This is a genomic window from Streptosporangium sp. NPDC020072 (assembly GCF_040631445.1).
Lineage (GTDB): Bacteria > Actinomycetota > Actinomycetes > Streptosporangiales > Streptosporangiaceae > Streptosporangium.
In genome coordinates, this window is the sequence record NZ_JBEYAB010000021.1 from 1 (window position 1) to 23651 (window position 23651).

Genomic DNA, 23651 nt, shown 5'->3' on the forward strand with positions numbered 1-23651 from the left:
TCCGAACCCGGAAGTTAAGCTCTTCAGCGCCGATGGTACTGCACCGGGGACGGTGTGGGAGAGTAGGTCGCCGCCGGACAATCTTTTGTGGGGGGGTCATCCTTTCGGGGTGGCCCCCCTTTTTTTGTTGTTTTTCAGGGGTGCGTGCGTAGGTGGGGTGGCTGGGGGCCGCCCCCCGTTTTTTGTGTGTGGCTGTTGGGGTTGTTTCCTGGGTGTGGGGTGGCGAAGGCCGCCCCTTTTTTGTGTGGGGTTCCCCGCGGGGTTGGTTCTGGGTTCCCTGGGGTTTTTGGTGTGGTGGGGTTGTGTTCCAGGCAGGGCGTGGAGGTGACGGGAGCTGCCCTCCTTTTTTGTGTATGCCTGGCTTTGGGGTGCGTGTGGGTGTTTGAGGGGCGGCGGTAGCTGCCCCTTTTTTTGTTTCAGGAGCGGGGCGGGAGGGCGTGGAGTTCGCCGGACAGGACGGTTACCGCTCGCCCGGCCAGCTCCACCCGGTCTCCCCGTACGGTCGTGCGAACCAGGCCGCCACGCTCGGACAGCTGGGCGCCGAGCAACGTGTCCGAGCCGAGCCGGCTCGACCACCAAGGCGCCAGAGCACAGTGGGCCGAACCGGTCACCGGGTCCTCCGGGATGCCGACCCGGGGGGCGAAAAACCGGGAGACGTAGTCCACGCCAGGCTGCGATGCTTGGGCCGTGACGATGATCCCTCTCGCGTCCACGGCCTCCAGCGCGCGGAGGTCGGGAGAGGCGGCCCGTACCGCCTCCTCGGACTCGACCTCGACCAGATAGTCCCAGACGTTCTTACCGACCCACCGGGGCTCGACCCCGAGTGCCTCCAGTAGCCCTTCGGGAGGGGAGACCTCCTCAAGGGTCTTACCGGGGAAGTCCATGCTGATCAGGCCGTTGTTCTCCCTGGTCGTGGACAGGATTCCGCTCCTGGTGCTGAACCTGAGGGTGTCCGGCGCGGGCCCGGTGGAGTAGAGCACATGCGCCGCGGCCAGCGTCGCGTGACCGCAAAGATCAACCTCGGTCTTCGGCGTGAACCAACGCAGGGAGTACGGCTCGCCGGGCTGCCCGCCGAGCAGGAACGCGGTCTCGGAGTGCCGCATCTCCGCGGCGAGGTCCTGCATCCAGCCGTCCGGCGTGGGGTTATCGAGTATACAGACCCCCGCCGGGTTGCCCTTGAAAAATTGATCAGTAAACGAATCAACTGTGTATATATGCATGGCGTAACTCTAGCCATGTGGGAGATAAGCAGCCCAAAGCGGGTAGAGAGGCCAGACAGGACCGGTGCGCTAGCCGTACAAAGTGGGAATATGCGCTGGGCGTGTCGCGCGGCGAACCTTACTTCGTCGGTTAACGTCCAAGGTTGTAGGGACAGGCCGAGTACGGCGCGGTCCTGTAGGAAAGGACAAGCCGATGGGGGCAGTGCGTAAGGTGGCGAGCTACCTGGGGCTGGGTGGAGCTGAGGACTACGACGAGGCCTACGACTACGAGGACGAGGTCGAGGGCGAGGACTGGCAGCCGGCCTCGGAGCGTGCGGCCAAGCGCTGGCGTGCCGTCGTCGAGCCCTCCCGCATCGTCATGCTCACTCCGCGTAAGTACAACGACGCTCCGATCATCGGCAAGCACTTCCGTGAAGGCCAGACCGTCATCATGGATGTCAATTGCATGAGCACCGCGGAAGCCACAAGAATGGTGGACTTCGCGGCGGGGCTGGCCTACGGCTGCGAGGGGCACATCGAGCGCATCGCGGAGAAAGTCTTCCTGCTGGCCCCCGCGGATGTGGAGATCACCACCGCCTGATCCCCGAAGTCACAGCGGTGCCCCGGGTCGTGTGAGGCCGTACGGCTAGGCGGCCCGGGGGCCCCTGCGCAGCAGGCGGGTGAGTTCCGCCAGGTCGGAGGTGGCTCCCTGGGCGCGTTTGTCGGCCTCACGGGCGTACTCGTGCAGGGCCCACACCGCGCCGTCGGCCAGTTCCCGCAGCTCGGAGAGCTGCTTCGTGACATATTCGGCGTCCGCCCGCTCACGTCGGCGGCGCGACCAGAGCTGGTGCGCCCCTCCCGCGGCCAGCAGTAGCGCCAGCACGGCGGAGGGCAGCGTGGCCGGGGTGACGGCCGCGACGACCAGGGCGGTCACCGCCAGGGCCAGCAGGGAGTAGGCGAGCCAGGGCTTGCCCAGGGTCTGCACGCCTTCCACGGCGATGTGCCGTTCGGCGGCGGCCAGGGATTCGGGGTCGGGACCCGAGGGCCGCAGGATCACCCGGTGACCGAGAAGCGGGATGGAGACCGACTCGGGCGGCGCCACCTGCGTGGCCCTGGTCAGGCTCTCCGCGGCGGTCCGTACGATCGGCGCGGCGACGTGCAGCGCGATGGCCGCGAGGGCCGGGTCGGAGGAGGGTCGCAGGTCGTCCAGCAGGTGCTCGGTGAGCGGCTTCTCCGGCCGCTGCGGCCCCTTCACGACGCGCTCCGGCCGCACCAGGCCACGCAGTACGGTCAGGGTCTCCTCCGCCGACCACAGGGCGCGTGACGTACGGCCCGTGCCGGCGGCCCTGGTCGTGGTGATCTCGGTGCAGCGGCCGAGCAGGCGGGTGAGCTGGGCGGAGGCCTGGACCGGCTGCGCCAACTCGGGGAACTCGGCCAGTTCGGGGAAGTCGACCAGCGAGGGCGGCACGACCATCGACGGTTCGTGCGGGGTCAGCGCGCTCAACCATCTGGCGGGTTCGGATCGTGAGGGTACGGCGACCGCGTCGAGTTTGCGGAGCACGAAGATCTTGCCCGCCGGGCCGTACGCCCCCTGGGCGGCGGCGAGCCAGAGCGCGCGCTGGCCGTGGGACACCGGACGGTCGAGGGACAGTTCGCCGAAGGCGGTGCCCATCCAGGAGGCGTGGATGCGTTCGCCCTGCCCGCACAGGGCCAGGGAGAGACACAGGAACAGGGCGGTGCGCCGATCGTCGAGTTGGGCGGCGCGGCCGAGCGGTTCGACGGCGTCCTGTCCCCGCAGGAGGAGCAGCAGGGCCTCGACGGCGGGGGACAGCCAGTAGCCGGGAACGTTCGTCGAGCTCGTGGGGGCGGGAATCGTGGAGCAGGTGGCGTCGGCGGCCAGGTTCGTCAGGAGCGCCTCGGCGTAGCGGTGCAACTCCGTCTTGGCGTGAGGGTTCGCGGTCAGGTCCATGCTCAAGGCAGAGAACTCTCCGAAGTTGTGACCGATGACCGCGCCAGCGTAGTGCGATTCGGTCATCCCCCTCGGGAGGCGCGCCGAATCGAACTTTGCCGGATGATCACCTCGATTTGCCGAATCGAGGTGATCATCCGGCGGAACGGCTCACATACGGTCGGGTACCGGGACGCCGAGCAGGCCCAGACCGGTGTCCAGGACACGCAGGGTGAGGGCGCACAGGGCGAGCCGGGAGGCGCGCACGGCCGGGTCGACGTCGCTCTTCAGGACGGGGCAGTTCTCGAAGAACGTCGTGAAGGCGCTGGCGGTGTCGAAGAGGTAGGCGGCGAGCTTGTGCGGAGCGGAGCTTTCGGCCATCTCCGCGACGGCGGCACCGAACCCGAGCAGTCGCAGCGCCAGGGCCCGTTCGGCCGGGTGGCCGATGACGATCGGACCGGTCGCCTGCGCCGGGTCGACCTCGCCCTTGCGGAAGATGGAGCGGATCCGCGCCTGGGCGTACTGCAGGTAGGGGCCGGTGTTGCCGGTCAGGGCGAGCATGCGGTCGAAGTCGAAGACGTACTCGCTGTCGTGACTGACCGACAGGTCGGCGTACTTGACCGCGCCTATGCCGACGGCGTGGGCGATCTCCCTGCGCTCCTCGTCGCCGTAGTCGCTGTCGCGGATGACCTCGGCGGCGCGGACCTCTGCCTCGTTGAGGAGTTCGAGGAGTTTGACCGACTCGCCGCTACGGGTCTTGAACATCTTGCCGTCGCTGCCGAGCACGCTGCCGATCTGGACGTGCTCCGCGTGGACGTGGTCGGGCAGCCATCCGGCGATCTTGGCGGAGGCGAACAGCATCGACATGTGCTGGGCCTGGGTCGCGCCGATCACGTAGAGGAGCCGGTCGGCCTTGAGGTCCTGGACGCGGTAGCGGATCGTGGCCATGTCGGTGGTGGCGTAGCCGTACCCGCCGTCGCTCTTGCGGATCATGAAGGGGAGCGGCTGGCCCTCGCGCCCGGTGAAGCCGGGCGGGAAGACGCACAGCGCGCCGTCGCTGACGACGGCGATGCCGCGCTCCTGGAGCTCGTCGCAGACCTGGGCGAGCACGGGGTTGTACATGCTCTCGCCGGCGATGTCGTCGTCGGTCAGCGTGACGCCGAGCTGGGTGTAGACCTTGTTGAAGTAGCGGACGGTGGCGTTCATGAAGATGTGCCACAGCCGCATGGTCTCCGGCTCTTCGGCCTGGAGGGTGACGACCCGGGAGCGGGCGCGCTGGTTGAACTCCGGGTCGGAGTCGAACTTGGCCCTGGCCGCCTGGTAGTAGGCGTTGCCCTCGCCCGCCTCCAGCTGGGCGACGGCGGCCTTCTCGCCGATGTCGAGCAGGTGCTCGATGAGCATGCCGAAGGGGGTGCCCCAGTCACCCAGGTGGTTCTGCCGGACGACCCGGTTGCCGATGTGCTCGTGGACACGGGCCAGCGCGTCGCCGACGATGGTCGTGCGCAGGTGGCCGACGTGCATCTCCTTGGCGGCGTTCGGCGCGGAGTAGTCGATGACCACGGTCTGCGGGGAGCCGGTCAGGGCCACGCCCGTGCGCGGGTCGGCGAGCGACTCGTTGGCCTGGGCGGTGATCCAGTCGTCGGAGAGGGTGATGTTCAGGAAGCCGGGGCCGCTGACCTCGACGGTGCCGGGGAAGTCGGTGAGCCGGTCGGCGATCTCCTGGGCGACCTCCCGCGGGGCTCGTCGCAGTCGCTTGCTCAGACTCATCGCGACGTTCGCCTGGTAGTCGGCGAACTGCGAGGGACGGATCAGCGGGTCTGCGTCGGTGTACTCAGCACCGAAGGCGGCGCCCAGCGCCTGCTGGACGCGCTCGGTGAGCACGAGTTGCGGGTCGGTCATACCTCAAGGGTATCGGTTGGTCTGTCCTGAACCGGCGATTTATCGACCGGTCGCATGACCCGGAAGACGATCGTCAGGGCGAGCGCGGCGACCACGCTGATCGCGATCGAGACCACGTCGTCGGCGGGGTCGCTGAGGGTGAGCGCGAAGAACTCGCGGGTGAACGGTACGGCGAGGGACAGCGCGAACAGCACCATCATGGCCCCGACCAGTGTGACGCGCCACCACAGGTACGGCCTGGCGATCAGGACCAGCGCCCACCAGGTCACCAGGAAGAGGGTGATGACGGCCGCGGTACGGCTCTCCTCCGGGGTCGCGCCGCGGGTCTCGGCCAGGAGGTACGACAGGTGGACGGCCAGCGCGCAGACCACTCCCCAGGGGATCGCCAGGCGGAGCACCCGGGGCACGAACCCCGGTTTGGCCCGTTCGCTGCTCGGCGCGAGCGCGAGGAAGAAGGCGGGGACACCGATGGTCAGCGCGTTGACCAGCGTGGAGTGCCGGGGGGTGAACGGGAAGGCGAGCCCGAAGATTCCTGCGAGCAGCGACAGGACGAGCGCGTAGAAGGTCTTGGTGAGGAAGAGGCTGGAGACGCGTTCGATGTTGGCCAGCACCCGTCTGCCCTCGCCGACCACGGAGGGCAGGCTGGTGAAGTCGTCGTCCATCAACACGATCTGGGCGACCGCCCTGGTCGCGCCGCTGCCGGAGCCCATCGCCACACCGAGGTCGGCGTCCTTGAGGGCCAGGACGTCGTTGACGCCGTCGCCGGTCATCGCGACCGTGTGGCCCCTGGACTGCAGGGCGCTGACGAAGAGCCGTTTCTGGTGCGGGGTCACCCGGCCGAAGACGGTGTTCGTGTCGAGGATCTCGGAGAGTTTGTCCGGGTCGTCCTCCGGCAGAGTGCGGGCGTCGACCGCGTCGCGCCCGCCGGGGACGCCGAGAGCGGTGGCGATGGCGGAGACGGACTCGGGGTTGTCCCCCGAGATGATCTTTATGGCGACACCCTGTTCGGCGAAGTAGCGCAGGGTGTCGGCGGCCTCGGGGCGGATGCGCTGTTCGAGCACGACGAGGGCCCGGGGCTCGACGGAGCCCACGGGGTCGTTCAGGGTGGCGACCCTGCCGAGGGCGAGCACGCGCAGGCCGGTCGCGGCCAGGTCGGCGGCCTGGCCGTACCCGGGGGTCTCGGGGGTGAGCAGGACGTCGGCGGCGCCGAGGACCCAGGCGCCCTTGCCGGCGAACTCCGCTCCGCTCCACTTGCGGGCCGAGGAGAAGGGGACGGTCGTGGTCGCGTGCCAGCCGGACGGGGCGGGGTGGGCGACCCTGATGGCCTGGACGGTCGGGTTGGGGGTCTCCTCCAGGTTGGCGAGCGCGGCCAGGGCCTCAGTGGTGAGCGAGGGGGTGAGCGGGTCGTCGGCGAGGGAACGCACCTCGGCCAGGTTCATGCCGCCCGCGGTGAGGGTGCCGGTCTTGTCGAGGCAGAGCACGTCGACCCGGGCCAGGATCTCGATCGCGGGGAGTTCCTGGACCAGGCAGCGGCGGCGGCCGAGCCGGACGACGCCGACGGCGAAGGCGATGCTCGTCATCAGCACCAGCCCTTCGGGGATCATGGTGACGATGCCCGCGACGGCGCCGGTGACGGCCTGGCCGAAGTCCTCCGCCTTGTTGAGCTGGCTCCAGGTGAGCAGCATGCCGATGGGGACGACCAGCCAGGTGATGTACTTGATGAACCTGGTGACACCCGCGCGCAGTTCGGAGTGCGCCAGGCCGAAGGCGCTGGCCTCCTGGGCGAGTTTGGCGGCGTAGGCGTCGTCACCGACCTTGGTCGCGACATAGGACCCGGTGCCCGCGACCACGAAGCTGCCGGAGAGCACCTGGTCGCCGACGGCCTTGTGCACCGGGTCGGCCTCCCCGGTGAGCAGGGATTCGTCGATCTCCAGGCCGCCGGAGCCCGTGATCTCGCCGTCGACCAGCAGGCGGTCGCCGGGGCAGAGCAGGATCAGGTCGCCGAGCACGACCTTCCTGGGCGGGATCTCGGTCTCCGCGCCGTTCCTTCTGACCCTGACCGGGGCCTCGTTGACGACGGCGAGCCGGTCGAGGGTGCGCTTGGCCCGTAACTCCTGGACGATGCCGATCGCGGAGTTGGCGACGATCACCAGCCCGAAGAGGCCGTCCTGCCACTGTCCGAAGATCATGATCAGGACCCAGAGCGCGGCGATCACCGCGTTGAACAGGGTGAGGACGTTGGCGCGGACGATCGCCGACAGCGACCTGCTCGACCGCCTGCTCACCTCGTTGACCTGTCCCCGGGCCGTGCGTTCGGCGATTTCGGCCGTGGTCAGCCCTCGGTCGGCCAGCTGCTCCACGTGTCGTCCCCCCGAGGTCGGTGCGAATCCCACCATACGGGGATGAGGAACGCCTGGGGCGTCACCACAGACGATGGGGACGGTGCGCGGCCAGGCGTTCGCCGACGCGGCCGACCACGCCGGTTCTGGCCAGCTCCGCCGCCAGCACGCACGCGGCGCTCACGCCGGTGGCCTGGGAGGCGCCGTGCGCGATGACCACCGTGCCGTTCAGGCCGAGCAGTACGGCGCCGCCGTGCACCTCGGGGTCGAGACGGCGCTGCAACCGCTTGATGCGGCCGCGTTGCAGCATGCCGCCGACCCTGGCGACGGGGCTCTCCTGGATCGTCCCGCGCAGTTCGGCGAAGGCGTAGCGGACGCTGCCCTCCATGGTCTTGAGCGCGACGTTGCCGGTGAATCCGTCGGTGACGATGACGTTGACGGTTCCGGTGAGCAGGTCGTGGCCCTCGACGTTGCCGGTGAAGTTCAGGCCGGGGGCGGCGGAGAGCAGTTCGTGGGCCCGTTTGACGAGCTTGTTGCCCTTCTCCGGTTCGCTACCGATGGTCAGCAGGCCGATCCTGGGGTCCTCGATCCGCAGCGCGGTCTCGGCGTAGGCCGCGCCGAGGTGGGCGAACTGCACGAGCATCTCCGGCTTGACCTCGGCGTTCGCCCCGGCGTCCAGCAGGATGGTCGGGAAGGGCAGGGTCGGCAGGGCGACGGCGATGGCCGGTCTGAGCACTCCCTGCTGGCCACGGAGCCTGAGCTTGCCGGTGGCCACGATGCCCGCGGTCGATCCGGCGGAGACCACGGCCGACGCCTCGCCGCGCCGTACGAGGTGGCAGGCGACGGCGATGCTGGAGCGGGGGCGGCGCAGGCTGGCCAGGGCGCCCTCGTCCATGGCGAGCGCCTCCTCGGCGCGGACGATCGGGATCTCGGCGGTCGCGTCGTGGAGGGAGAGCGCCTCCTGGAGGGGGCGCGGCGCGCCGACGAGCACCACGCCGATCCCGTGCTCCCTGACGGCCTGTACGGCTCCCGCCACGATCTCGTGGGGAGCGTGGTCGCCGCCCATCGCGTCGAGGGCTATGGGCGCCATGTCCTGCGAAGCGGCATGTGAGGAGGCGTGCGGGGCGGCCGCTGCGGCGCGGGGAGCCTCGGTTTCGGGCAAGCGGTCACCTCGTGCGGGATGGTTTGTCCGCATCGTAGGCGTGCTCCGTGGTGAACGACGCAGTCGGGGGGACCGGGGCGTGTTTCCCAGGCCTCTCACGGAGGGGCTAGGGCCTGTCCGGGAGGTTCCAGTCGCTTCGCTCCCTGGAGACGATGATCTTACCGAAGGTCGCCTTGCCGGTGACCCTGATGACGGGGCCGTTGCCGGAGCCGACCCCGCCGGAGATGCCGCGCTTGGCGAACAGCGCGCCGACCTCGTCGATGACGTGGGCGTTCTCGGGAACCCTGACGATCAGCTTGCCGAACAGGGAGGTGACCTCCAGGGTGATCTCCCGGCCGGGCAGTACCGCGTCGGACAGGTCGACGATCAGCGCGCCGAAGGTGGAGGACAGCTTCGTGTGGCGGCCCGCGATCCACCGGCCGCTCCTGACGACCTTGCTGAAGACCGCGCTGACCTCCTGGTTCTGGGCGCCCAGACCGCCGGACGGGGTCGTGACCTCCGGCAGGTCGTGGATGATCGGGGCGAGTTCGCCGACCGTGACGGCGGAGTAGGTCGCCTCAAGACGGTCGGCGTGCTCGACGCTGGTGAGGCGCCCCGAGGCGAGGGCCTCGGCCAGTACGGTCGCCACCTGGTCGCGGTCGGCGTCTGAGGCGCGCAGGGTGGGGCCGGCGCCGTTGGCGCCGTTGAGGCCGGGGTCCCGTGACATGGGGGACAGGGGAGCGAACCGAGATGTGGGTTCTGGGGAGGTCATGGGGCGATTGTACGACTATTCGAGATATATCGCGATGGTGGATGGCAAAGAAATGACGAACCGGGGAACCGGCCGCTGAGCTGGTTACGTCCGGGTATATAAGCGCCAACGACGCGCGAGAAGCGGGAGAGGTTTACGTCAAAAGCAACAAAAATCGGAGGTAAAACTTAGTGAGCGTACAAGAGAGCGTGGTGCGCGGGTTTCGCGCCTACACCGCGAAACACCTCGACGGCCTGTTGCGACGGGCCGGACTCGACGAGGAGAGCCGGATCCGGGTCAGGGCGGTCGCGACCGTGCTGCCCTTTCGCACGAACGCCTACGTGGTCGACGAGCTCATCGACTGGGCGGCGGCGCCCGACGACCCCCTCTACCGGCTGGTCTTCCCCCAGCCGGACATGCTGCCCGAGGCCGACGTCTCCCGGCTGGCCACCCTGCTGAGGGAGGAGGCTCCCCAGGGAGAGGTCCAGGCCGCGGCGCACGAGGTCAGGCAGCGGCTCAACCCGCATCCCGCGGGGCAGCTCAACCTCAACGTCCCCCGTGTCGGGAACGACCCGGTGCCTGGAATGCAGCACAAATATCCAGAGACCGTCCTCTTCTTCCCCAAACAAGGACAGACCTGCCACGCCTACTGCACCTACTGCTTCCGATGGGCCCAGTTCATCGGCGAGCCCGACCTGAAGTTCGCCTCGGGTGACGTCGCGAGCCTGGTCGGCTACCTGAAGGAGCACCCCGAGGTGACCGGGGTGCTGATCACCGGCGGCGACCCCATGATCATGGGGGAGCCGGTGCTCAGGCGCTATCTGGAGCCGTTGCTCGACCTTGAGCAGTTGGAGTCGATCCGCATCGGCACCAAGTCGCTGGCCTACTGGCCGCAGCGCTTCGTGTCCGATCCGGACGCCGACGACACGCTGCGCCTGTTCGCCTCCGTGGTCGAGGCCGGCAAGAACCTGGCCTTCATGGCGCACTTCTCGCACCCCCGCGAGATGGAGCCGCCCGTCGTCAGGACCGCCGTCGAGCGGATCCGTGCGACGGGCGCGGTGGTGAGGACCCAGGCCCCGCTGATCAGGTCCATCAACGACCACCCCGAGACCTGGGCGTCCATGTGGCGTGCCCAGCAGACGATGGGCATGGTGCCGTACTACATGTTCGTCGAGCGGGACACGGGGCCCCAGGACTACTTCGCGGTTCCCCTGGCCAGGGGGTACGAGATCTTCAGGGACGCCTACGCGAGCGTCTCGGGGCTGTGCCGTACGGTGCGGGGGCCGTCCATGTCGGCGACGCCGGGCAAGGTGTGCGTGGACGGTGTCACGGAGGTCGAGGGCAGGAAGGTCTTCGTGCTCCACCTCATCCAGGCGCGTGACCCCGGTCTGGTCGGACAGCCCTTCTTCGCGGAGTATGACCCGAAGGCGGTCTGGCTGACCGATCTGCGCCCCGCGTTCGCCGACCGCTTCCCCTTCGAACCCTCACTGGCCGAGCGCGTGCCCCTGGCCCGGCGGTTGACGGCCTGATCGGTCGGCCGGAAGGGGTTTCCGGCCGGTGCGTTTCCCGCAGCCCTCCGTGTTGATCGCTTTCCGCGGTGGATCAGAGGTTCTGCGGGTCCTGGGGGCGCGGGGGGCGGACGGAGGTACGGCGGGCGATCTGGGCCTGGAGCCTGGCCATCTGCCAGTGCAGCTCGATGAGCTGCTCGGCGAGTTGCAGGCGTGGAATCTCGGACGGGTCCTCTGTGGCCAGGTGGTCGATCGCGGCCGACAACTCTCGCATCGCGCGCTCCCACTCCATGACGACTTCCTCGGATCGAAACAACGTTCGAATCATAGCGGAACGTCGATCACGATGTCCGTCAATTGCCGTCCGGTGTGGCTCGTCCCGAGGTGGCGCGCCGCCGACCAGGCGGGACGCCGGCGGTCGTGACGCGACACGCCGGTGCCCGCCTGGGGACGGGTCAGTTCTCGTAGACCGGGGCGATGTAGCCGCGGGCCACGGTGTGGGCGGTGATGTTGAAGCCGACGACCGCGGGCGGGGAGTCGGGGCTCACGTCGAGCTTCTCCACGTCCAGGGCGTGCACCGCGAAGACGTAACGGTGCGGCCAGCCGGGCGGCGGGGCGGCGCCGCCGTAGGCGTTGATGGAGTAGTCGTTGCGGCCGTGCACGCCGAAGGTGGTGTCCGGGCCACCCGCGCCCGCGGGCAGCTCGGTCACGTCGGCGGGGATGTCGAACAGCAGCCAGTGCCAGAACCCGCTGCCGGTGGGGGCGTCGGGGTCGAAACAGGTCACCGCGTAGCTGAGGGTGCCCTCCGGGGCGCCCGACCAGCGCAGGTGCGGAGAGACGTTCTGCCCGTTGGACCCCCACCGGTCGAACACGTGGGTCAGGGACAGGGTCTCGCCGTCGCGGACGTCGTCACTCTCGACGGTCAGCGCGGGAACCTGGGGCAGGAACTCATAAGGAATCGGTGGCCGCGAGGACACGGATTCACCTCCGATGGGAGCGTAGTTCTTGGTCGCTCCTCATCCTGCCCTGTCAGGTGATCACATAGGTGTCTCAGGCGTTGTAGGCGGCGAGGACCGTCTTGGGGTCGCCGTCCATCTTGATCTTGCCCTTGTGCAGCCAGATGACGCGGTTGCAGGTCTCCTCGATCACGTCGAGGTTGTGGGCGACGAGGAAGACGGTGCCCGCCTCCTCGCGCATCTGCATGATGCGCTCCTGGCTCTTGCGCTTGAACTCGCGGTCGCCGGTCGCCAGGGCCTCGTCGATGAGCAGCACGTCGTGGGCCTTGGCCGAGGCGATGGCGAAGCGGAGCCTGGCGCCCATGCCCGAGGAGTAGGTGGACATGGGGAACTGGACGAACTCTCCGATGCCGGAGAAGTCGACGATGTCGTCGTACCTCTCCTTGACCTGGGAGGGGGTCATGCCCATGGCGTAGCAGCCGAGGACGATGTTGCGCTCGCCGGTCAGTTCGCGCATCAACGCGGCGTTGACGCCGAGCAGGGAGGGCTGGCCGTCGGTGTAGACCGCGCCCGAGTGCGGCGGCAGCAGTCCGGCGATGGCGCGCAGCAGTGTCGACTTGCCCGAGCCGTTGCGGCCGATGATGCCGATGGCGTCGCCGTGGTAGGAGACGAAGGACACTCCCCGTACGGCGTGCACCTCCTTCATCTCCGGCCTTCCCTGGCGCTTGACCAGGCGCATCAGGGCGTTGGCGGCGTTGCCCTTCTCGCTGTCCGAGGCCGCGCCGTACACGCGGTAGATGATGTGCAGGTCGTCCACGATGACCGTCGGGGTGCCCGCGCGGGGGTGTGGAGCCTTCTCCGGAGCGGGATGCACTCTGACGTCCGTGCTGGGGACGGCAGGCTTGTCGGCCTTCACTTGGGGCAGCTCCTCGGTCAACTCAGCCACGGCCGTACTTCTCCTCGGCTCGCCAGAAGTACCAGAAGCCACCGATCAGGGCGAACAGTGCCCAGAATATGCAGGTGAACCACACCCAGGGGCGGGTGGGGTGGAACTGGATGAGCAGGTCGCGCATCAGTTCGATGTAGGAGGCCGCCGGGTTGAAGTACATGAGGTCGGCGATCCACTGGGGCATGTGTCCTTGGGCGACGACCCTGTCCTGGATGGAGAAGAACACCCCGGAGGCGTAGAGCCAGGTGCGCGTGATGAAGGGCAGCAGCTGGTTCAGGTCACGTGCGGTCGAGCCGACCCTGGCCAGGACCATGCTGGCGCCGATGTTGAACATCGTCTGCAGCAGCAGGGCGACCGGGATCAGCAGCCACATCCAGGTGATCGGCTGGCCGGTGACCAGCACGAGCACCATCAGCACGCCCATGGAGATCAGGACCTGCTGGAACTCCTGGATCGTGTAGGCCAGGGGAAGCGCGGCCCTGGGGAAGTGCAGGGCACGGATGAGCGACAGGTTTCCGGAGATCGACTTCGCACCGCTGGTCACCGAGCGCTGGGTGTAGGTGAAGACGAACACCCCGGTGACGAGGAAGGCGATGTAGACGTTGGGGTCCATGTTGCCCCGGGCGCCCAGGATCACGCCGAACATCAGCCAGTAGATCGCCGCGTTGAGCAGGGGCGTCAGGACCTGCCAGAGTTGGCCCAGGGCTGAGGTGCTGTACTTCGAGACGTTGCGCGAGGTCGCGTACGTCATGACGAAGTGCCGTCGTTCCCACAGTTGGCGTAGGTAGACGGTCAGACGAGGGCGTGCGATGGCACGCCGAAGTCCGTAACGCTCGGCGAGCTTGGCCAGCGGCTCCTGCGGCTTGGCAGGGGTGCCGTTACTCGGGCCGCCCGCCTGGGCGTCCGCGATCGCGGATTCCGGCTGGCTCATGGCAAGGACTCTATTGGATGCGGGTGGATGGGGTGCCTGCGGCGGTGGTCCGCCGCACACATTGGACGGGATCTCCGAGAAAGAGGTTCCAGGGCAATTGTGCGGTTCGCCGCCGGAGCCTCGAACCCCCCGCGACCTCGCCAACGTTAGCCCAGCCGCGGCCCACCCGTGGGCGATGAACGCGAGCATCCTGGACGCGAGGGTATTTTTGCGTGACCCTTCCCGTATCGCATATGACTCTATGTCGGCTTTATATCCTGCTGTGAAGTTGGGCTGGGCCAGTTGGCGGCCGTACGGCATCCGCCGGACGTGTACGTGACCGAACTGCAACATCACAGAGACAACTCGGTGTGGAGCGGTACGGGATAGTCGCGTCCGACCGGTGTGACGTCGGCGCGTCAGCCGGGACGGCGGGAGCGGAGGGCACGAGATCCTCCGCCGGTCGCGCGGGCTTCGGTAGTCCGCGGCGGCGCCGCCTGCAAAGGGAGGAAACACCGTAATGCGCGTTACTAAGGGCGCACAGGTCATCGCTGGTATCGCGCTGCTCGCTCTCGGCCTGGCCGCGTGTGGCGGACAGGGGGCGACGGGCACGGCGGCGGGCGATCCGCCGGTACGTATGCGGATCGCCGAGCCACAGAAACCGTTCTACCCGGGCGACACCATCGAGACCGAGGGCGCCGAGGTGCTCGGCGCGGTCTTCGCCCCGCTGGTGAGCTACAACGACGACAAGCAGGTCGTCAACAACGTCGCCGACTCCATCAAGACCAGCGACAGCCGGGTCTGGAAGATCGTGCTCAAGTCGGGCTACACCTGGCACAACGGCGAACCGCTGATCGCCGAGAACTACGTCGACGCGTGGAACTACGCCGCCAACCGCGACAACGCCCAGGGCGCCAACAGCTTCTTCAGCCGCATCGAGGGCTGGGAGGACCTGAACCCGCCGGAGGGCAAGCCGGTCACCGTCAAGGCGATGCGGGGCCTCAAGGCCCTTGACGAGCACACCCTCCAGGTCACGCTGAGCAAGCCGTTCTCCCAGTTCAAGACGATGCTCGGCTACGTCGCCTTCTACCCGTTGCCCAAGGCCGCCTTCGACGACAAGGGCAAGGTCACCGAGACCTACGCCAAGCAGCCGATCGGCCAGGGCTACTTCAAGATGGACCGGCCGTACAACAAGGGCGTCGACCAGACGATCGACCTGACCCGCTACGACAGCTTCCCCGGCACGAAGCCCAAGTTCGACAAGCTCCAGTTCAAGATCTACGCGGACTCGGAGACGGCCTTCAACGACCTGCGCTCCGGCGGGCTGGACATCCACGACGCGCTGCCGCCCGCGGCGATCGCCAGCGCCAAGGCCGAGCTGGGTGAGCGCTACATCGACCAGGCGGACGCCGGTATCGGCTACATCGGCTTCCCGCTGCAGTTCAACAGCACCTACTCCAACATCAAGGTCCGCGAGGCCATCTCGATGGCGATCGACCGCAAGACGATCACCGAGACGGTCTTCGCCGGGACGCGCTCCCCGGCCGACGACTTCATCAACCCCCTCCTGGACGGCTACCGCCCCGGCATCTGCGCGGCCTGCACCTACGACCCCGCCAGGGCCAAGATCCAGTACGAGGAGAACAACGGCCCCAAGCTGATCGAGCTGGGCTACAACACCGACGGCGCGCACAAGGAGTGGATCGAGGCCATCGCCAACAACCTCCGCGCCAACCTCGACGTCGAGGTCAAGGTCAAGACGTTCGAGAAGTTCGCCATCCTCCTCGACGGCCTGGTCAAGAAGGACTACGGCGGCATGTTCCGGATGGGCTGGTTCATCGACTACCCCTCGGTCGAGAACTACCTGACCCCGGTCTTCTCCACCAACGCCATCAAGACCGGTTCCAACTACGCGGGCTGGTCGAACAAGGAGTTCGACGACCTGCTGACCCAGGGCGACGGCGCGACCTCGCTGAAGGACGGCCTGAGGTACTACCAGCAGGCCGACGACATCCTGGTCAGGGAACTGCCGTACATCCCGATCTTCTACTACCGCACCAACGCGGCCTACTCCCAGCGCATCAGGGGACTGAAGATCAACCTGATCAACCTGGTCGAGTGGAACAAGATCGAGAAGGTCGGCTGAGAGAGGGCGGGGCCGTTCCCCGGCGCCGGGAGCGGCCCTGACGGGTCCCGGCGCCGTGTGAGCGACCGGCCCGGGAAGAGCGTCCCCGACGTGGTACGTACCGGAGGCTGAATGGGCCGCTACATCATCAGGCGCCTGGTCCAGGCGATCCCTGTCCTGCTTGGCGCGACCCTGCTCGTCTACGCCGTGGTCTTCGCGCTGCCCGGTGACCCCGTGGAGGTGCTCGCCGGGGACAAGCGGATGGACCCGCACATCGCCGCCGTCCTGCGGGAGAGGTACCACCTGGACGACCCGTTCCTGCTGCAGTACTGGCACTACCTCACCGGCCTGTTCCACGGCGACCTGGGCGTCACGGTCTCCGGCGGGTCGGTCTCCGACATCCTGGCGGGCCGGTTCCAGGTGACCGCCAACCTGGCGATGACGGCCCTGGTCATGGAGGCGCTCGCCGGGGTGGGCCTCGGCCTGTACGCCGCGCTGCGCCACGGCAGGGCGCAGGACTCGCTGGTCCTGGCCGCCACGCTGATACTGATCTCCATCCCGCCCCTGGTCACCGGCTTCGTGCTGCAACTGCTGCTGGGCGTCAGGCTCAAGCAGGCCGGGCTCGACCTCTTCCCCGTCGCGGGCCTGGCCGAGGGGTGGCGCGGCTACCTGCTGCCCGGCCTCGTGCTCGCCGGGACCTCGATCGCCTACCTGACCAGGCTCACCAGGACCAGCCTCGTGGAGACGCTGCGCGCCGACTACATCCGCACCGCGACCGCCAAGGGGCTGCCCCGGCGCCGGGTCGTCGGCAGGCACGCGCTGCGCAACGCGCTGATCCCGCTGATCACCTATCTCGGCGCCGACTTCGGCACGCTGATGGGCGGCGCGGTGATCACCGAGACGGTCTTCAACCTGCCCGGCATCGGTCAGCAGCTGTTCACCTCGGTCTCCCTGCGCGAACAGCCCGTCGTCGTGGGCGTGGTGACGCTCCTGGTGCTGATCTACGTCCTGGCGAACCTGGTCGTCGACCTGCTCTACGCCGTGCTCGACCCGAGGATCCGCTATGAGTGAGACCGCGGCCGGGCGCAGGGGGCGAGGCGGGTCGACCGGCGGCAGGCACGCCAGGGACACACCCACGGGGCCGGCGGGCGGGCCGTCCAAGCCCGCGAGCCTGTGGAGCGACGCCTGGCAGGACCTGCGGCGGCGGCCGATGTTCGTCGGCGCGGCCTTCGTCATCGCCGCCTTCCTCCTGATGGCGGCCTTCCCCTGGCTGTTCACCTCGATCGACCCGCACAACGCCGCGACCTGCCACCTGTCGGACGCCAGGCAGGGGGTGGGCGACCTGCACTGGTTCGGCACCGACAACCAGGGCTGCGACGTCTACGCCCGCAGTGTGTACGGCGCCCGCAACTCGGTGGTGATCGGCGCGACGACCGCCGCCCTGACCGCGCTGGTCGGCGGCCTGCTCGGCCTGCTGGCCGGGTTCGCGGGAGGGGCGCTCGACGCCCTGCTGTCCCGGGTCACCGAGATCTTCTTCGCGATCCCCTCGGTCCTCGGCGCCCTGCTCATCCTGTCGGTCTTCCGCACGGGAAGCGTCTGGACGGTCGTCCTGGCGCTGGCCGTACTGGCCTGGCCGATGACGTTCCGCATCACCCGGGCGGCGGTGATCACGGTGAAGGGGCAGGAGTACGTGCTCGCCGCGCGGGCGCTCGGCGCCTCCGCGGGGCGGATCATGTTCCGGCACATCATGCCCAACGCGATCGCCCCCGTGATCGTGGTCGCCACGATCAACCTCGGGACGTTCGTCGCGGCCGAGGCCGGGCTCTCCTTCATCGGGGTCGGGCTCCAGTCGCCCGACATCTCCTGGGGGCTCATGATCTCCGACGCCAGGAGGCGCTTCCTTGAGGCCCCGGAGCCGTTGCTGTTCCCGGCGCTGTTCCTGAGCCTGACCGTGCTGGCCTTCGTCATGCTGGGCGACGCCGTACGCGACGCCCTCGATCCGAAACTGAGGTAGGGAAGCCGTGTGGAGGTCCTCGACGGCCGAGCGGGACGGGCACGTCCCCGGCGGGGAGGCGCTGCTGGCCGTGGACGGCCTGCAGGTGGAGTTCGTCACCAGGCAGGGCGTGGTCAAGGCGGTCAACGGCGTCAGCTACCGGATCGATGCGGGGGAGACGCTCGCCGTACTCGGTGAGTCGGGCTCGGGCAAGTCGGTCACCGCGCACGCGATCATGGGGCTTCTCGACACGCCGTCCGTCCGTGTCCCAGCCGGAACGATCCGTTTCCACGGCACCGACCTGCTCGCGCTGCGGGAGGACGACCGGGCCAGGATCAGGGGACGGCGGATCGCGATGGTCTTCCAGGACGCCCTGTCCGCGCTGAACCCGGTCTTCACCGTGGGCGCGCAGATCGGGGAGATGTTCCGGGTGCACGAGGGCGTGTCGTGGCGGGAGTCGGAGCGCAGGGCCGTCGAACTGATGGACCGGGTCCGCATCCCCGCCGCCGCGCAGCGGGTGCACGACTACCCGCACCAGTTCTCCGGCGGCATGCGCCAGCGCATCATGATCGCGATGGCGATCGCGCTCGGTCCCGAACTGCTCATCGCCGACGAGCCGACCACGGCGCTCGACGTGACGGTCCAGGCCCAGATCATGGACCTGCTGGCCGAGCTGCGGCGGGAGAGCGGCATGGCGATGATCCTGATCACCCACGACCTCGGCGTGGTCGCCGACACCGCCGACAGGATCGTCGTCATGTACGGCGGTCGCGTCGTCGAGACCGCTCCCGTGCACGAGGTCTACCAGGCGCCCGCGCACCCCTACACCAGGGGCCTGCTGGAGTCGATCCCCCGCCTCGCCCGCAAGGGCAGGGCGTTGCCGGCGATCGAGGGCACCCCGCCGGACCCGCTGGCCATGCCCTCCGGCTGCGCCTTCCACCCCCGGTGCTCCTACCGTCAGGACAACTGCGTCACCGACGCGCCGCCGCGCTACCGGATCGGGCCGACACGCGACAGCGCCTGCCACTACTGGAGAGAGGTCCTCGATGGCAGCCACGGGTGAACCGATCCTGGAGGTCGGCGGCCTGGTCAAGCACTTCCCGATGTACCAGGGCGTCGTCATGCGGCGGCGGATCGGGGAGATCAGGGCGGTCGACGGGGTGTCCTTCACGCTCAGGCGCGGCGAGACGCTCGGCATCGTCGGTGAGTCGGGCTGCGGCAAGTCCACCCTGGCCAGGCTCCTGATGGCCCTGGAGAGGCCGACCTCGGGCTCGGTGCGGATCAACGGACGCGAGATCACCCGGGCCAGGGGCTCCGAGCTCAGGCAGGTCCGCCGCAACATCCAGATGGTCATGCAGGACCCCTACACCTCGCTCAACCCCAGGATGACCGTCGGCGACATCGTGGGAGAGCCGTACGAGGTCCACAGGAAGGTCGTCCCCAAGCGTGAGCGGCGCCGCATGGTGCAGGAACTGCTTGAGGTGGTCGGTCTCAACCCCGACCACGTGGACCGCTACCCGCACCAGTTCTCCGGCGGTCAGCGGCAGCGCGTCGGCATCGCCAGAGGGCTGGCGCTCAGGCCGGAGATCATCATCTGTGACGAGCCGGTCTCCGCACTCGACGTCTCGATCCAGGCCCAGGTCGTCAACCTGCTCGAACGGTTGCAGGACGAGTTCGGCCTGGCCTACGTCTTCATCGCCCACGACCTGTCGGTCGTCCGTCACGTCTCCGACCGGATCGGCGTGATGTATCTCGGCAAACTGGTCGAACTCGGCGCGGAGGCCGACGTCTGCGAGCGGCCGGCCCACCCCTACACCCAGGCGCTGCTGTCGGCGGTGCCGGTGCCCGACCCCCGGGGCCGCGAGACACGGGGGCGGATCGTCCTGCAGGGCGACCCGCCCTCACCCGCGAACCCGCCGTCGGGCTGCCGCTTCCGCACCCGGTGCTGGAAGGCCAGGGACGTGTGCGCGGAGCAGGAGCCGCCGTTGCAGGCGCGGTTCAGCACCGGGCACGCCGTCGCCTGCCACTTCGTCTGACCCCTCCTCAGAGGGATTCGAGAGGGGTACGGCGGGGGCCCGAGGACAGGCGCACGTGCGCGCCCGGCGGCAGCGCGAGCCGCTGGGAGGCGTCCCCGGCGTTGACCGCGAGCGCGACCAGCCCCGCCGAGTCGGTGAAGGCGACCAGCTCGCCGGGAGACACCGCGGCGAAGGTCTCCCTGAACGGCACGGCGGCGTGCCTTCTGCCCAGCCAGACCACCAGGGAGCCGCCGGGCCGTACGCCCACGACCGCCAGGTCGGCCGCGCTGACCGACAGCTGGACGTTGCCGTGGCCGTCGACCGAGAGGACCTCGCCCTCGACCTCGTCGTCACGCACCAGCGACGTCGGCGCGCGCAGCGCGACCAGCCGCTCCGGCGGGATCGGCGGTCCCAGCTCCGCGAGGGGCAGTCCGGTCGCCACCCGCGCCGCCACGGGGGCGAAGACGTCACGGCCGTGGAAGGTCGGGGAGACCGGCTTCCTGAACAGGTCCTCGTTGGTGAGCTCGTAGGCCGTCCGCGCCCCGCCCGCGGCGGAGACCGCCCATGAGAGCACCCCGTTGTCGGGGCCGAGGAAGACGTGTTCGCCGGCCTCGATCGCCACGGCTCTGCGCGAGGCGCCGACCGGGCTCACCGCGGCGACGTGGACGCCGGGCGGGAGATGGGGGATCGTCTGGGCCAGGATCGCCGCGGCGCGCCGTACGTCTCCGGTGGGGACCAGGTGGCACACGTCGATGATCCGGGCCTGCGGCGCCGTCAGGACGATCACACCGTGGCAGGCGGCGACGTAGCCGTCCGCCAGCCCGTAGTCGGTGAGAAGGGTGATCACTGGAGTCACATCTGGTGACTGTACGTCTCCGAACCGGCCATGAACAGCAGGAAATTCCCGACTATCCTGGCATCGCGCGGAGCCGTACGGCCTGCGGGGGCGCGACGGGAGGCGACAGCGATGGACGATGTGCCACCTCCCGGCGAGGGGACGGGACCGGAGAACGCTCCCAGGCCCCTCACCGAGAAGGAACGGGAACTGCTGGCCTTCGAGCGCCGCTGGTGGCGCCGTCCCGGGGCCAAGGAGCAGGCGGTGCGGGAGGCCTTCGGCATCTCGGCGACCCGCTACTACCAGCTGCTCGCCGAGCTGATCGACCGGCCGGAGGCGCTCGCCCACGACCCGATGCTGATCAAGCGCCTGCGCAGGCTCCGCGAGACGCGCAGACGCGAACGCGCGGCCAGGAGGCGGGGACTACGTCCCTGACGTCCGGGGTAGAGCCGGTCATGCGCGCCTGACGCCGCGCCGTACGATCCTGGCCTGACGACGAGCGGGAGAACACCCCATGGAGACCCCCGAAGGACTGCGCGCGATCCTGGCCGACCCCGCCGGAGCGGTGATCGGCCTCGACTTCGACGGCACGCTCTCCCCGATCGTGCCCGACCCCGACGCGGCCAGGATCCACCCGCGCGGCCCGGAGCTGCTGGCCAGGCTGGGCGGACGGGTCCGCGCCGTGGCGGTCGTGACGGGCCGTCCCGCCGCGACGGCCGTCGAGTACGGCTCGCTGGCCGAGGTGCCCGGGGTGGTCGTGCTCGGCCACTACGGTCTCGAACGCTGGGAGGCGGGCACGCTCACCGCCCCGCCCGTCCACCCCGGCCTGGACAGGGCCAGGGCCGAGCTGCCCCGGCTGATCGAGGGTGTCGCGGGCGCCAGGTTCGAGGACAAGGAGCGCTCGGTCGCCGTGCACACCCGGGGGACCGCCGAACCGCAGGCCACGCTTGAGGCGCTGCGCGACCCGGTCGCCAAGCTCGCGGCCGAGGTGGGGCTGGCGGTCGAGCCGGGCAAGTTCGTGCTGGAGCTGCGGCCTCCGGGGACGGACAAGGGGGCGGCGCTCGGCGCCTTCCTCGCCGAACGCGGGGCGCGCTCGGTGCTGTTCGCCGGTGACGACCTGGGGGACCTGGCGGCCTTCGCCGCCGTACGGGCCTCGGGGTTGCCCGGCGTGACGGTGTTCAGTGGTTCGGCCGAGGCGAGCGCGGAGGTCGCCGCCCAGGCCGACATCGTCGTGGACGGCCCGGAGGGGGTGATGGACCTGCTGGCGTCGATCGCCGATGCCATTGAACGTTAAGTGACCGACAAGTGGGGACGGTTAACGTCCCCGGCATGAGAAAACTCGCCTTCGCCGCCGCCGTGCTCGCCGGCGCCACCCTGTTCACCGTTCCCCAGGCGGCCTCGGCCTCGACCGCGCAGGCCTCGGGAACCCTCACCTTCCGCGGCATGACCCTCAAGCTTCCCTCGGGCTGGCGGGTCTACGGCGGCGCCGACGGCGTCAAGGTGGTCACGGGAAGGTGTGCGAAGCCGCACTCGGCGTATTTCACCCCGAACTGTGAGGCGTTCTGGGTCTTCGGCCCCAAGCAGATCAAGTACGGGCGTGAGCTGTTCTCCGCCTACCGGGGGGACCAGCCGTACTACCCCGCCACCGACGTGCAGCGCTGCCCGTTCGACGCCAAGAGCGGCCAGACGTTCGGCAACGCGTACGCCTCGGGGCTGCGGCAGGTGGGACGCGGGCACAAGGCCGCCTTCAAGGGCTGGCGCGGCGAGTGCTACAGCTACAACGGCAGCAAGCGGACCGGGACCTTCCACCAGCGTGAGTGGTTCCTGCCCACCTCGAAGATCCTCGTCGTGGACGTGTGGGACAACCCGCGCCTGGCGTCGGTGCTCGCGGCGGCTACCTGGAGCTGACCAGGATGCCGCCGACGGCCAGCACGATCATCACGGGCACCATGAGGAAGGCCTGCTGGGTGCCGGACACGTCGGCGAGCGCTCCCAGCAGGAAGGGCCCGACACCTGTCGCCGAACTCGAATAGAGGGAGGCGACGCCCGTCGCCCGCTCGGGATGTCCGGCCGTGGCCGTCAGCACCCGTGAGAGCGCGAGCGGGAAGTGCAGCGAGACCCCGACTCCTGAGACGAGCAGCCCCGCGTAGGCCGCCGGCGGGGCCGTACTCGTCCAGAACAGCAGCCAGCCGACGAAGGTGAGCCCCAGCGCGCCGATGAGCAGCGGGGAGGGCGGGATCCGCAACGCCAGCCTGGCCCCGCCGAAGCGCCCGAGCGCCAGCCCGGCGGTGAAGGCGGTCAGCGCGCTCGCCGCGACCGCCGCGGACAGGCCCGTGTTGTCGCTGACCAGCTTGGCCGCCCAGAGGTTGAACGAGAACTCAAGCCCGACGCAGCAGAACAGCACCGCCCCCGCCAGGTGGAAGCGCATGCCGAGCCCCGGGGAACCCGCGCTCCCGGAGGGCGCCGCCTGCTCCTCCCGGGCGGGCGTGGGAACCCACACGCGGCCCATGGCGAGCGCGAGCAGCACGGTCAGCAGCGGGGTGAGCAGCAGCGCCGTCCGCCAGCCGAGCGCGCTCTGCGCCGCGAGACTGACGACGAACGGGGCGAACAGGCCGATGGTCCCGCCGACCGCGTTGGCCTCACTGATCGCCGACGGCCCCGCGGGACCGTGGTGCCGGCCGAGGACGGACATGCTCGTGTAGAGACTGATCGAGCCCATCCCGCCCGCCAGGCAGTACGCGAGGAGCGTGACCTGCGGTGTGTGGCCGAGGACGACCAGCAGCACCCCCACGTTCATCCCGGTCAGGCCCGTCCAGACGGTGACGCGCGTGCCGAGGCGGCGGGTCAGCCGGGGCAGCGCGAGGCCGGTCAGGACGCCGCCGACGGCCATCATGGTGCCGTGCAGCCCGGCGACCGTCTGCGAGAGGCCCAGTTCGGCGCGGAGCATGGGCAGGGCGGCGCTGAGGCCGTACAGGTAGGTGGCGAAGACACCGAGCTGCAGGTAGACGAGCCAGGTCGGACGGTCACGGGTGAGCCTGGCGGTCACGGGTTCCCCCGAACGTCAATGAAGCGCGAAGTCCCCT

22 protein-coding genes and 1 rRNA gene are annotated in these 23651 nt (G+C 69.3%); 11 read left to right on the plus strand and 12 right to left on the minus strand.

The window, feature by feature from the left end:
* Positions 1 to 79: ribosomal RNA gene (gene rrf / locus ABZ470_RS37535) — 5S ribosomal RNA — on the plus strand; the annotation flags it as partial.
* A 337-nt stretch (positions 80 to 416) separates the two neighbouring features.
* On the opposite strand, the gene ABZ470_RS37540 is transcribed toward rrf, so the two are convergent.
* Positions 417 to 1220, minus strand: a complete 804-nt coding sequence (locus tag ABZ470_RS37540) for a PhzF family phenazine biosynthesis protein (protein ID WP_362917533.1) — start codon at positions 1218 to 1220, stop codon at positions 417 to 419.
* A 193-nt stretch (positions 1221 to 1413) separates the two neighbouring features.
* Here ABZ470_RS37540 and sepF point away from each other — a divergent pair, with 193 nt between their 5' ends.
* Positions 1414 to 1800, plus strand: a complete 387-nt coding sequence (gene sepF, locus ABZ470_RS37545; RefSeq protein WP_352014340.1) for a cell division protein SepF — start codon at positions 1414 to 1416, stop codon at positions 1798 to 1800.
* 45 nt (positions 1801 to 1845) lie between these two features.
* On the opposite strand, the gene ABZ470_RS37550 is transcribed toward sepF, so the two are convergent.
* The 5 genes from ABZ470_RS37550 to ABZ470_RS37570 all read right to left on the minus strand — a co-directional run bounded on the left by ABZ470_RS37550 (position 1846) and on the right by ABZ470_RS37570 (position 9253).
* The gene (locus ABZ470_RS37550; RefSeq protein ID WP_362917708.1) at positions 1846 to 3168 is read right to left on the minus strand and encodes a hypothetical protein; all 1323 of its coding nucleotides are present in this window, start codon (positions 3166 to 3168) and stop codon (positions 1846 to 1848) included.
* A 150-nt stretch (positions 3169 to 3318) separates the two neighbouring features.
* Positions 3319 to 5046 carry an arginine--tRNA ligase gene (gene argS / locus ABZ470_RS37555; RefSeq protein ID WP_362779176.1) on the minus strand — a complete coding sequence of 576 codons (1728 nt, stop codon included), beginning with the start codon at positions 5044 to 5046 and terminating at the stop codon, positions 3319 to 3321.
* Entirely contained in the window at positions 5043 to 7406 is a 2364-nt protein-coding gene (locus ABZ470_RS37560; protein WP_362917535.1) for an HAD-IC family P-type ATPase, read from the minus strand. Before ABZ470_RS37560 ends, argS begins: the two co-directional genes overlap by 4 nt.
* 61 nt (positions 7407 to 7467) lie before the next feature.
* Positions 7468 to 8475, minus strand: coding sequence for a phosphate acyltransferase PlsX (plsX, locus tag ABZ470_RS37565; RefSeq protein ID WP_362917710.1), 1008 nt, complete (start codon positions 8473 to 8475; stop codon positions 7468 to 7470).
* A 178-nt stretch (positions 8476 to 8653) separates the two neighbouring features.
* The gene (locus ABZ470_RS37570) at positions 8654 to 9253 is read right to left on the minus strand and encodes a DUF1707 domain-containing protein (protein WP_352014337.1); all 600 of its coding nucleotides are present in this window, start codon (positions 9251 to 9253) and stop codon (positions 8654 to 8656) included.
* Between the two features lie 215 nt (positions 9254 to 9468).
* Between ABZ470_RS37570 and ABZ470_RS37575 the strand changes: the two genes are divergently transcribed.
* Entirely contained in the window at positions 9469 to 10806 is a 1338-nt protein-coding gene (locus ABZ470_RS37575; RefSeq protein WP_362917537.1) for a lysine 2,3-aminomutase, read from the plus strand.
* A gap of 73 nt (positions 10807 to 10879) precedes the next feature.
* On the opposite strand, the gene ABZ470_RS37580 is transcribed toward ABZ470_RS37575, so the two are convergent.
* From ABZ470_RS37580 to ABZ470_RS37595, 4 genes are all read right to left on the minus strand, one after another.
* The gene (locus ABZ470_RS37580; protein WP_352014335.1) at positions 10880 to 11077 is read right to left on the minus strand and encodes a hypothetical protein; all 198 of its coding nucleotides are present in this window, start codon (positions 11075 to 11077) and stop codon (positions 10880 to 10882) included.
* 163 nt (positions 11078 to 11240) lie between these two features.
* Complete coding sequence (locus ABZ470_RS37585) at positions 11241 to 11762, minus strand: YbhB/YbcL family Raf kinase inhibitor-like protein (RefSeq protein ID WP_352014334.1); 522 nt, start codon at positions 11760 to 11762, stop codon at positions 11241 to 11243.
* A 73-nt stretch (positions 11763 to 11835) separates the two neighbouring features.
* Entirely contained in the window at positions 11836 to 12687 is an 852-nt protein-coding gene (locus ABZ470_RS37590; protein WP_362917539.1) for an ABC transporter ATP-binding protein, read from the minus strand.
* Positions 12680 to 13621, minus strand: coding sequence for an ABC transporter permease (locus ABZ470_RS37595; RefSeq protein WP_352014332.1), 942 nt, complete (start codon positions 13619 to 13621; stop codon positions 12680 to 12682). Before ABZ470_RS37595 ends, ABZ470_RS37590 begins: the two co-directional genes overlap by 8 nt.
* Before the next feature lie 499 nt (positions 13622 to 14120).
* On the opposite strand from ABZ470_RS37595, the gene ABZ470_RS37600 reads away from it, so the two are divergent.
* The 5 genes from ABZ470_RS37600 to ABZ470_RS37620 all read left to right on the plus strand — a co-directional run bounded on the left by ABZ470_RS37600 (position 14121) and on the right by ABZ470_RS37620 (position 19754).
* The gene (locus ABZ470_RS37600; RefSeq protein ID WP_352014331.1) at positions 14121 to 15746 is read left to right on the plus strand and encodes an ABC transporter substrate-binding protein; all 1626 of its coding nucleotides are present in this window, start codon (positions 14121 to 14123) and stop codon (positions 15744 to 15746) included.
* A 111-nt stretch (positions 15747 to 15857) separates the two neighbouring features.
* A complete protein-coding gene (locus ABZ470_RS37605; protein ID WP_362917542.1) occupies positions 15858 to 16796 on the plus strand; it encodes an ABC transporter permease in 939 nt (312 codons plus the stop codon).
* Positions 16789 to 17739: an ABC transporter permease gene (locus ABZ470_RS37610; RefSeq protein ID WP_362917544.1), complete on the plus strand. Its 951-nt coding sequence runs from the start codon at positions 16789 to 16791 to the stop codon at positions 17737 to 17739. The genes ABZ470_RS37605 and ABZ470_RS37610 overlap by 8 nt, the downstream gene beginning before the upstream one ends.
* 7 nt (positions 17740 to 17746) lie before the next feature.
* Positions 17747 to 18781, plus strand: coding sequence for an ABC transporter ATP-binding protein (locus ABZ470_RS37615; protein ID WP_362917546.1), 1035 nt, complete (start codon positions 17747 to 17749; stop codon positions 18779 to 18781).
* Positions 18765 to 19754 carry a dipeptide ABC transporter ATP-binding protein gene (locus ABZ470_RS37620; protein ID WP_352014327.1) on the plus strand — a complete coding sequence of 330 codons (990 nt, stop codon included), beginning with the start codon at positions 18765 to 18767 and terminating at the stop codon, positions 19752 to 19754. The genes ABZ470_RS37615 and ABZ470_RS37620 overlap by 17 nt, the downstream gene beginning before the upstream one ends.
* A gap of 7 nt (positions 19755 to 19761) precedes the next feature.
* On the opposite strand, the gene ABZ470_RS37625 is transcribed toward ABZ470_RS37620, so the two are convergent.
* A complete protein-coding gene (locus tag ABZ470_RS37625; RefSeq protein ID WP_362917548.1) occupies positions 19762 to 20589 on the minus strand; it encodes an SAM-dependent chlorinase/fluorinase in 828 nt (275 codons plus the stop codon).
* Positions 20590 to 20700: 111 nt separating this feature from the next.
* Between ABZ470_RS37625 and ABZ470_RS37630 the strand changes: the two genes are divergently transcribed.
* The 3 genes from ABZ470_RS37630 to ABZ470_RS37640 all read left to right on the plus strand — a co-directional run bounded on the left by ABZ470_RS37630 (position 20701) and on the right by ABZ470_RS37640 (position 22476).
* Positions 20701 to 21003: a DUF3263 domain-containing protein gene (locus tag ABZ470_RS37630; RefSeq protein WP_362779199.1), complete on the plus strand. Its 303-nt coding sequence runs from the start codon at positions 20701 to 20703 to the stop codon at positions 21001 to 21003.
* Between the two features lie 79 nt (positions 21004 to 21082).
* Positions 21083 to 21862, plus strand: coding sequence for a trehalose-phosphatase (otsB, locus tag ABZ470_RS37635; protein WP_352014324.1), 780 nt, complete (start codon positions 21083 to 21085; stop codon positions 21860 to 21862).
* A gap of 35 nt (positions 21863 to 21897) precedes the next feature.
* Entirely contained in the window at positions 21898 to 22476 is a 579-nt protein-coding gene (locus ABZ470_RS37640) for a hypothetical protein (protein ID WP_352014323.1), read from the plus strand.
* On the opposite strand, the gene ABZ470_RS37645 is transcribed toward ABZ470_RS37640, so the two are convergent.
* Entirely contained in the window at positions 22463 to 23614 is a 1152-nt protein-coding gene (locus ABZ470_RS37645; protein ID WP_362917551.1) for an MFS transporter, read from the minus strand. The two genes, ABZ470_RS37640 and ABZ470_RS37645, sit on opposite strands and share 14 nt — an antisense overlap.
* Between the last annotated feature and the right edge of the window lie 37 nt (positions 23615 to 23651).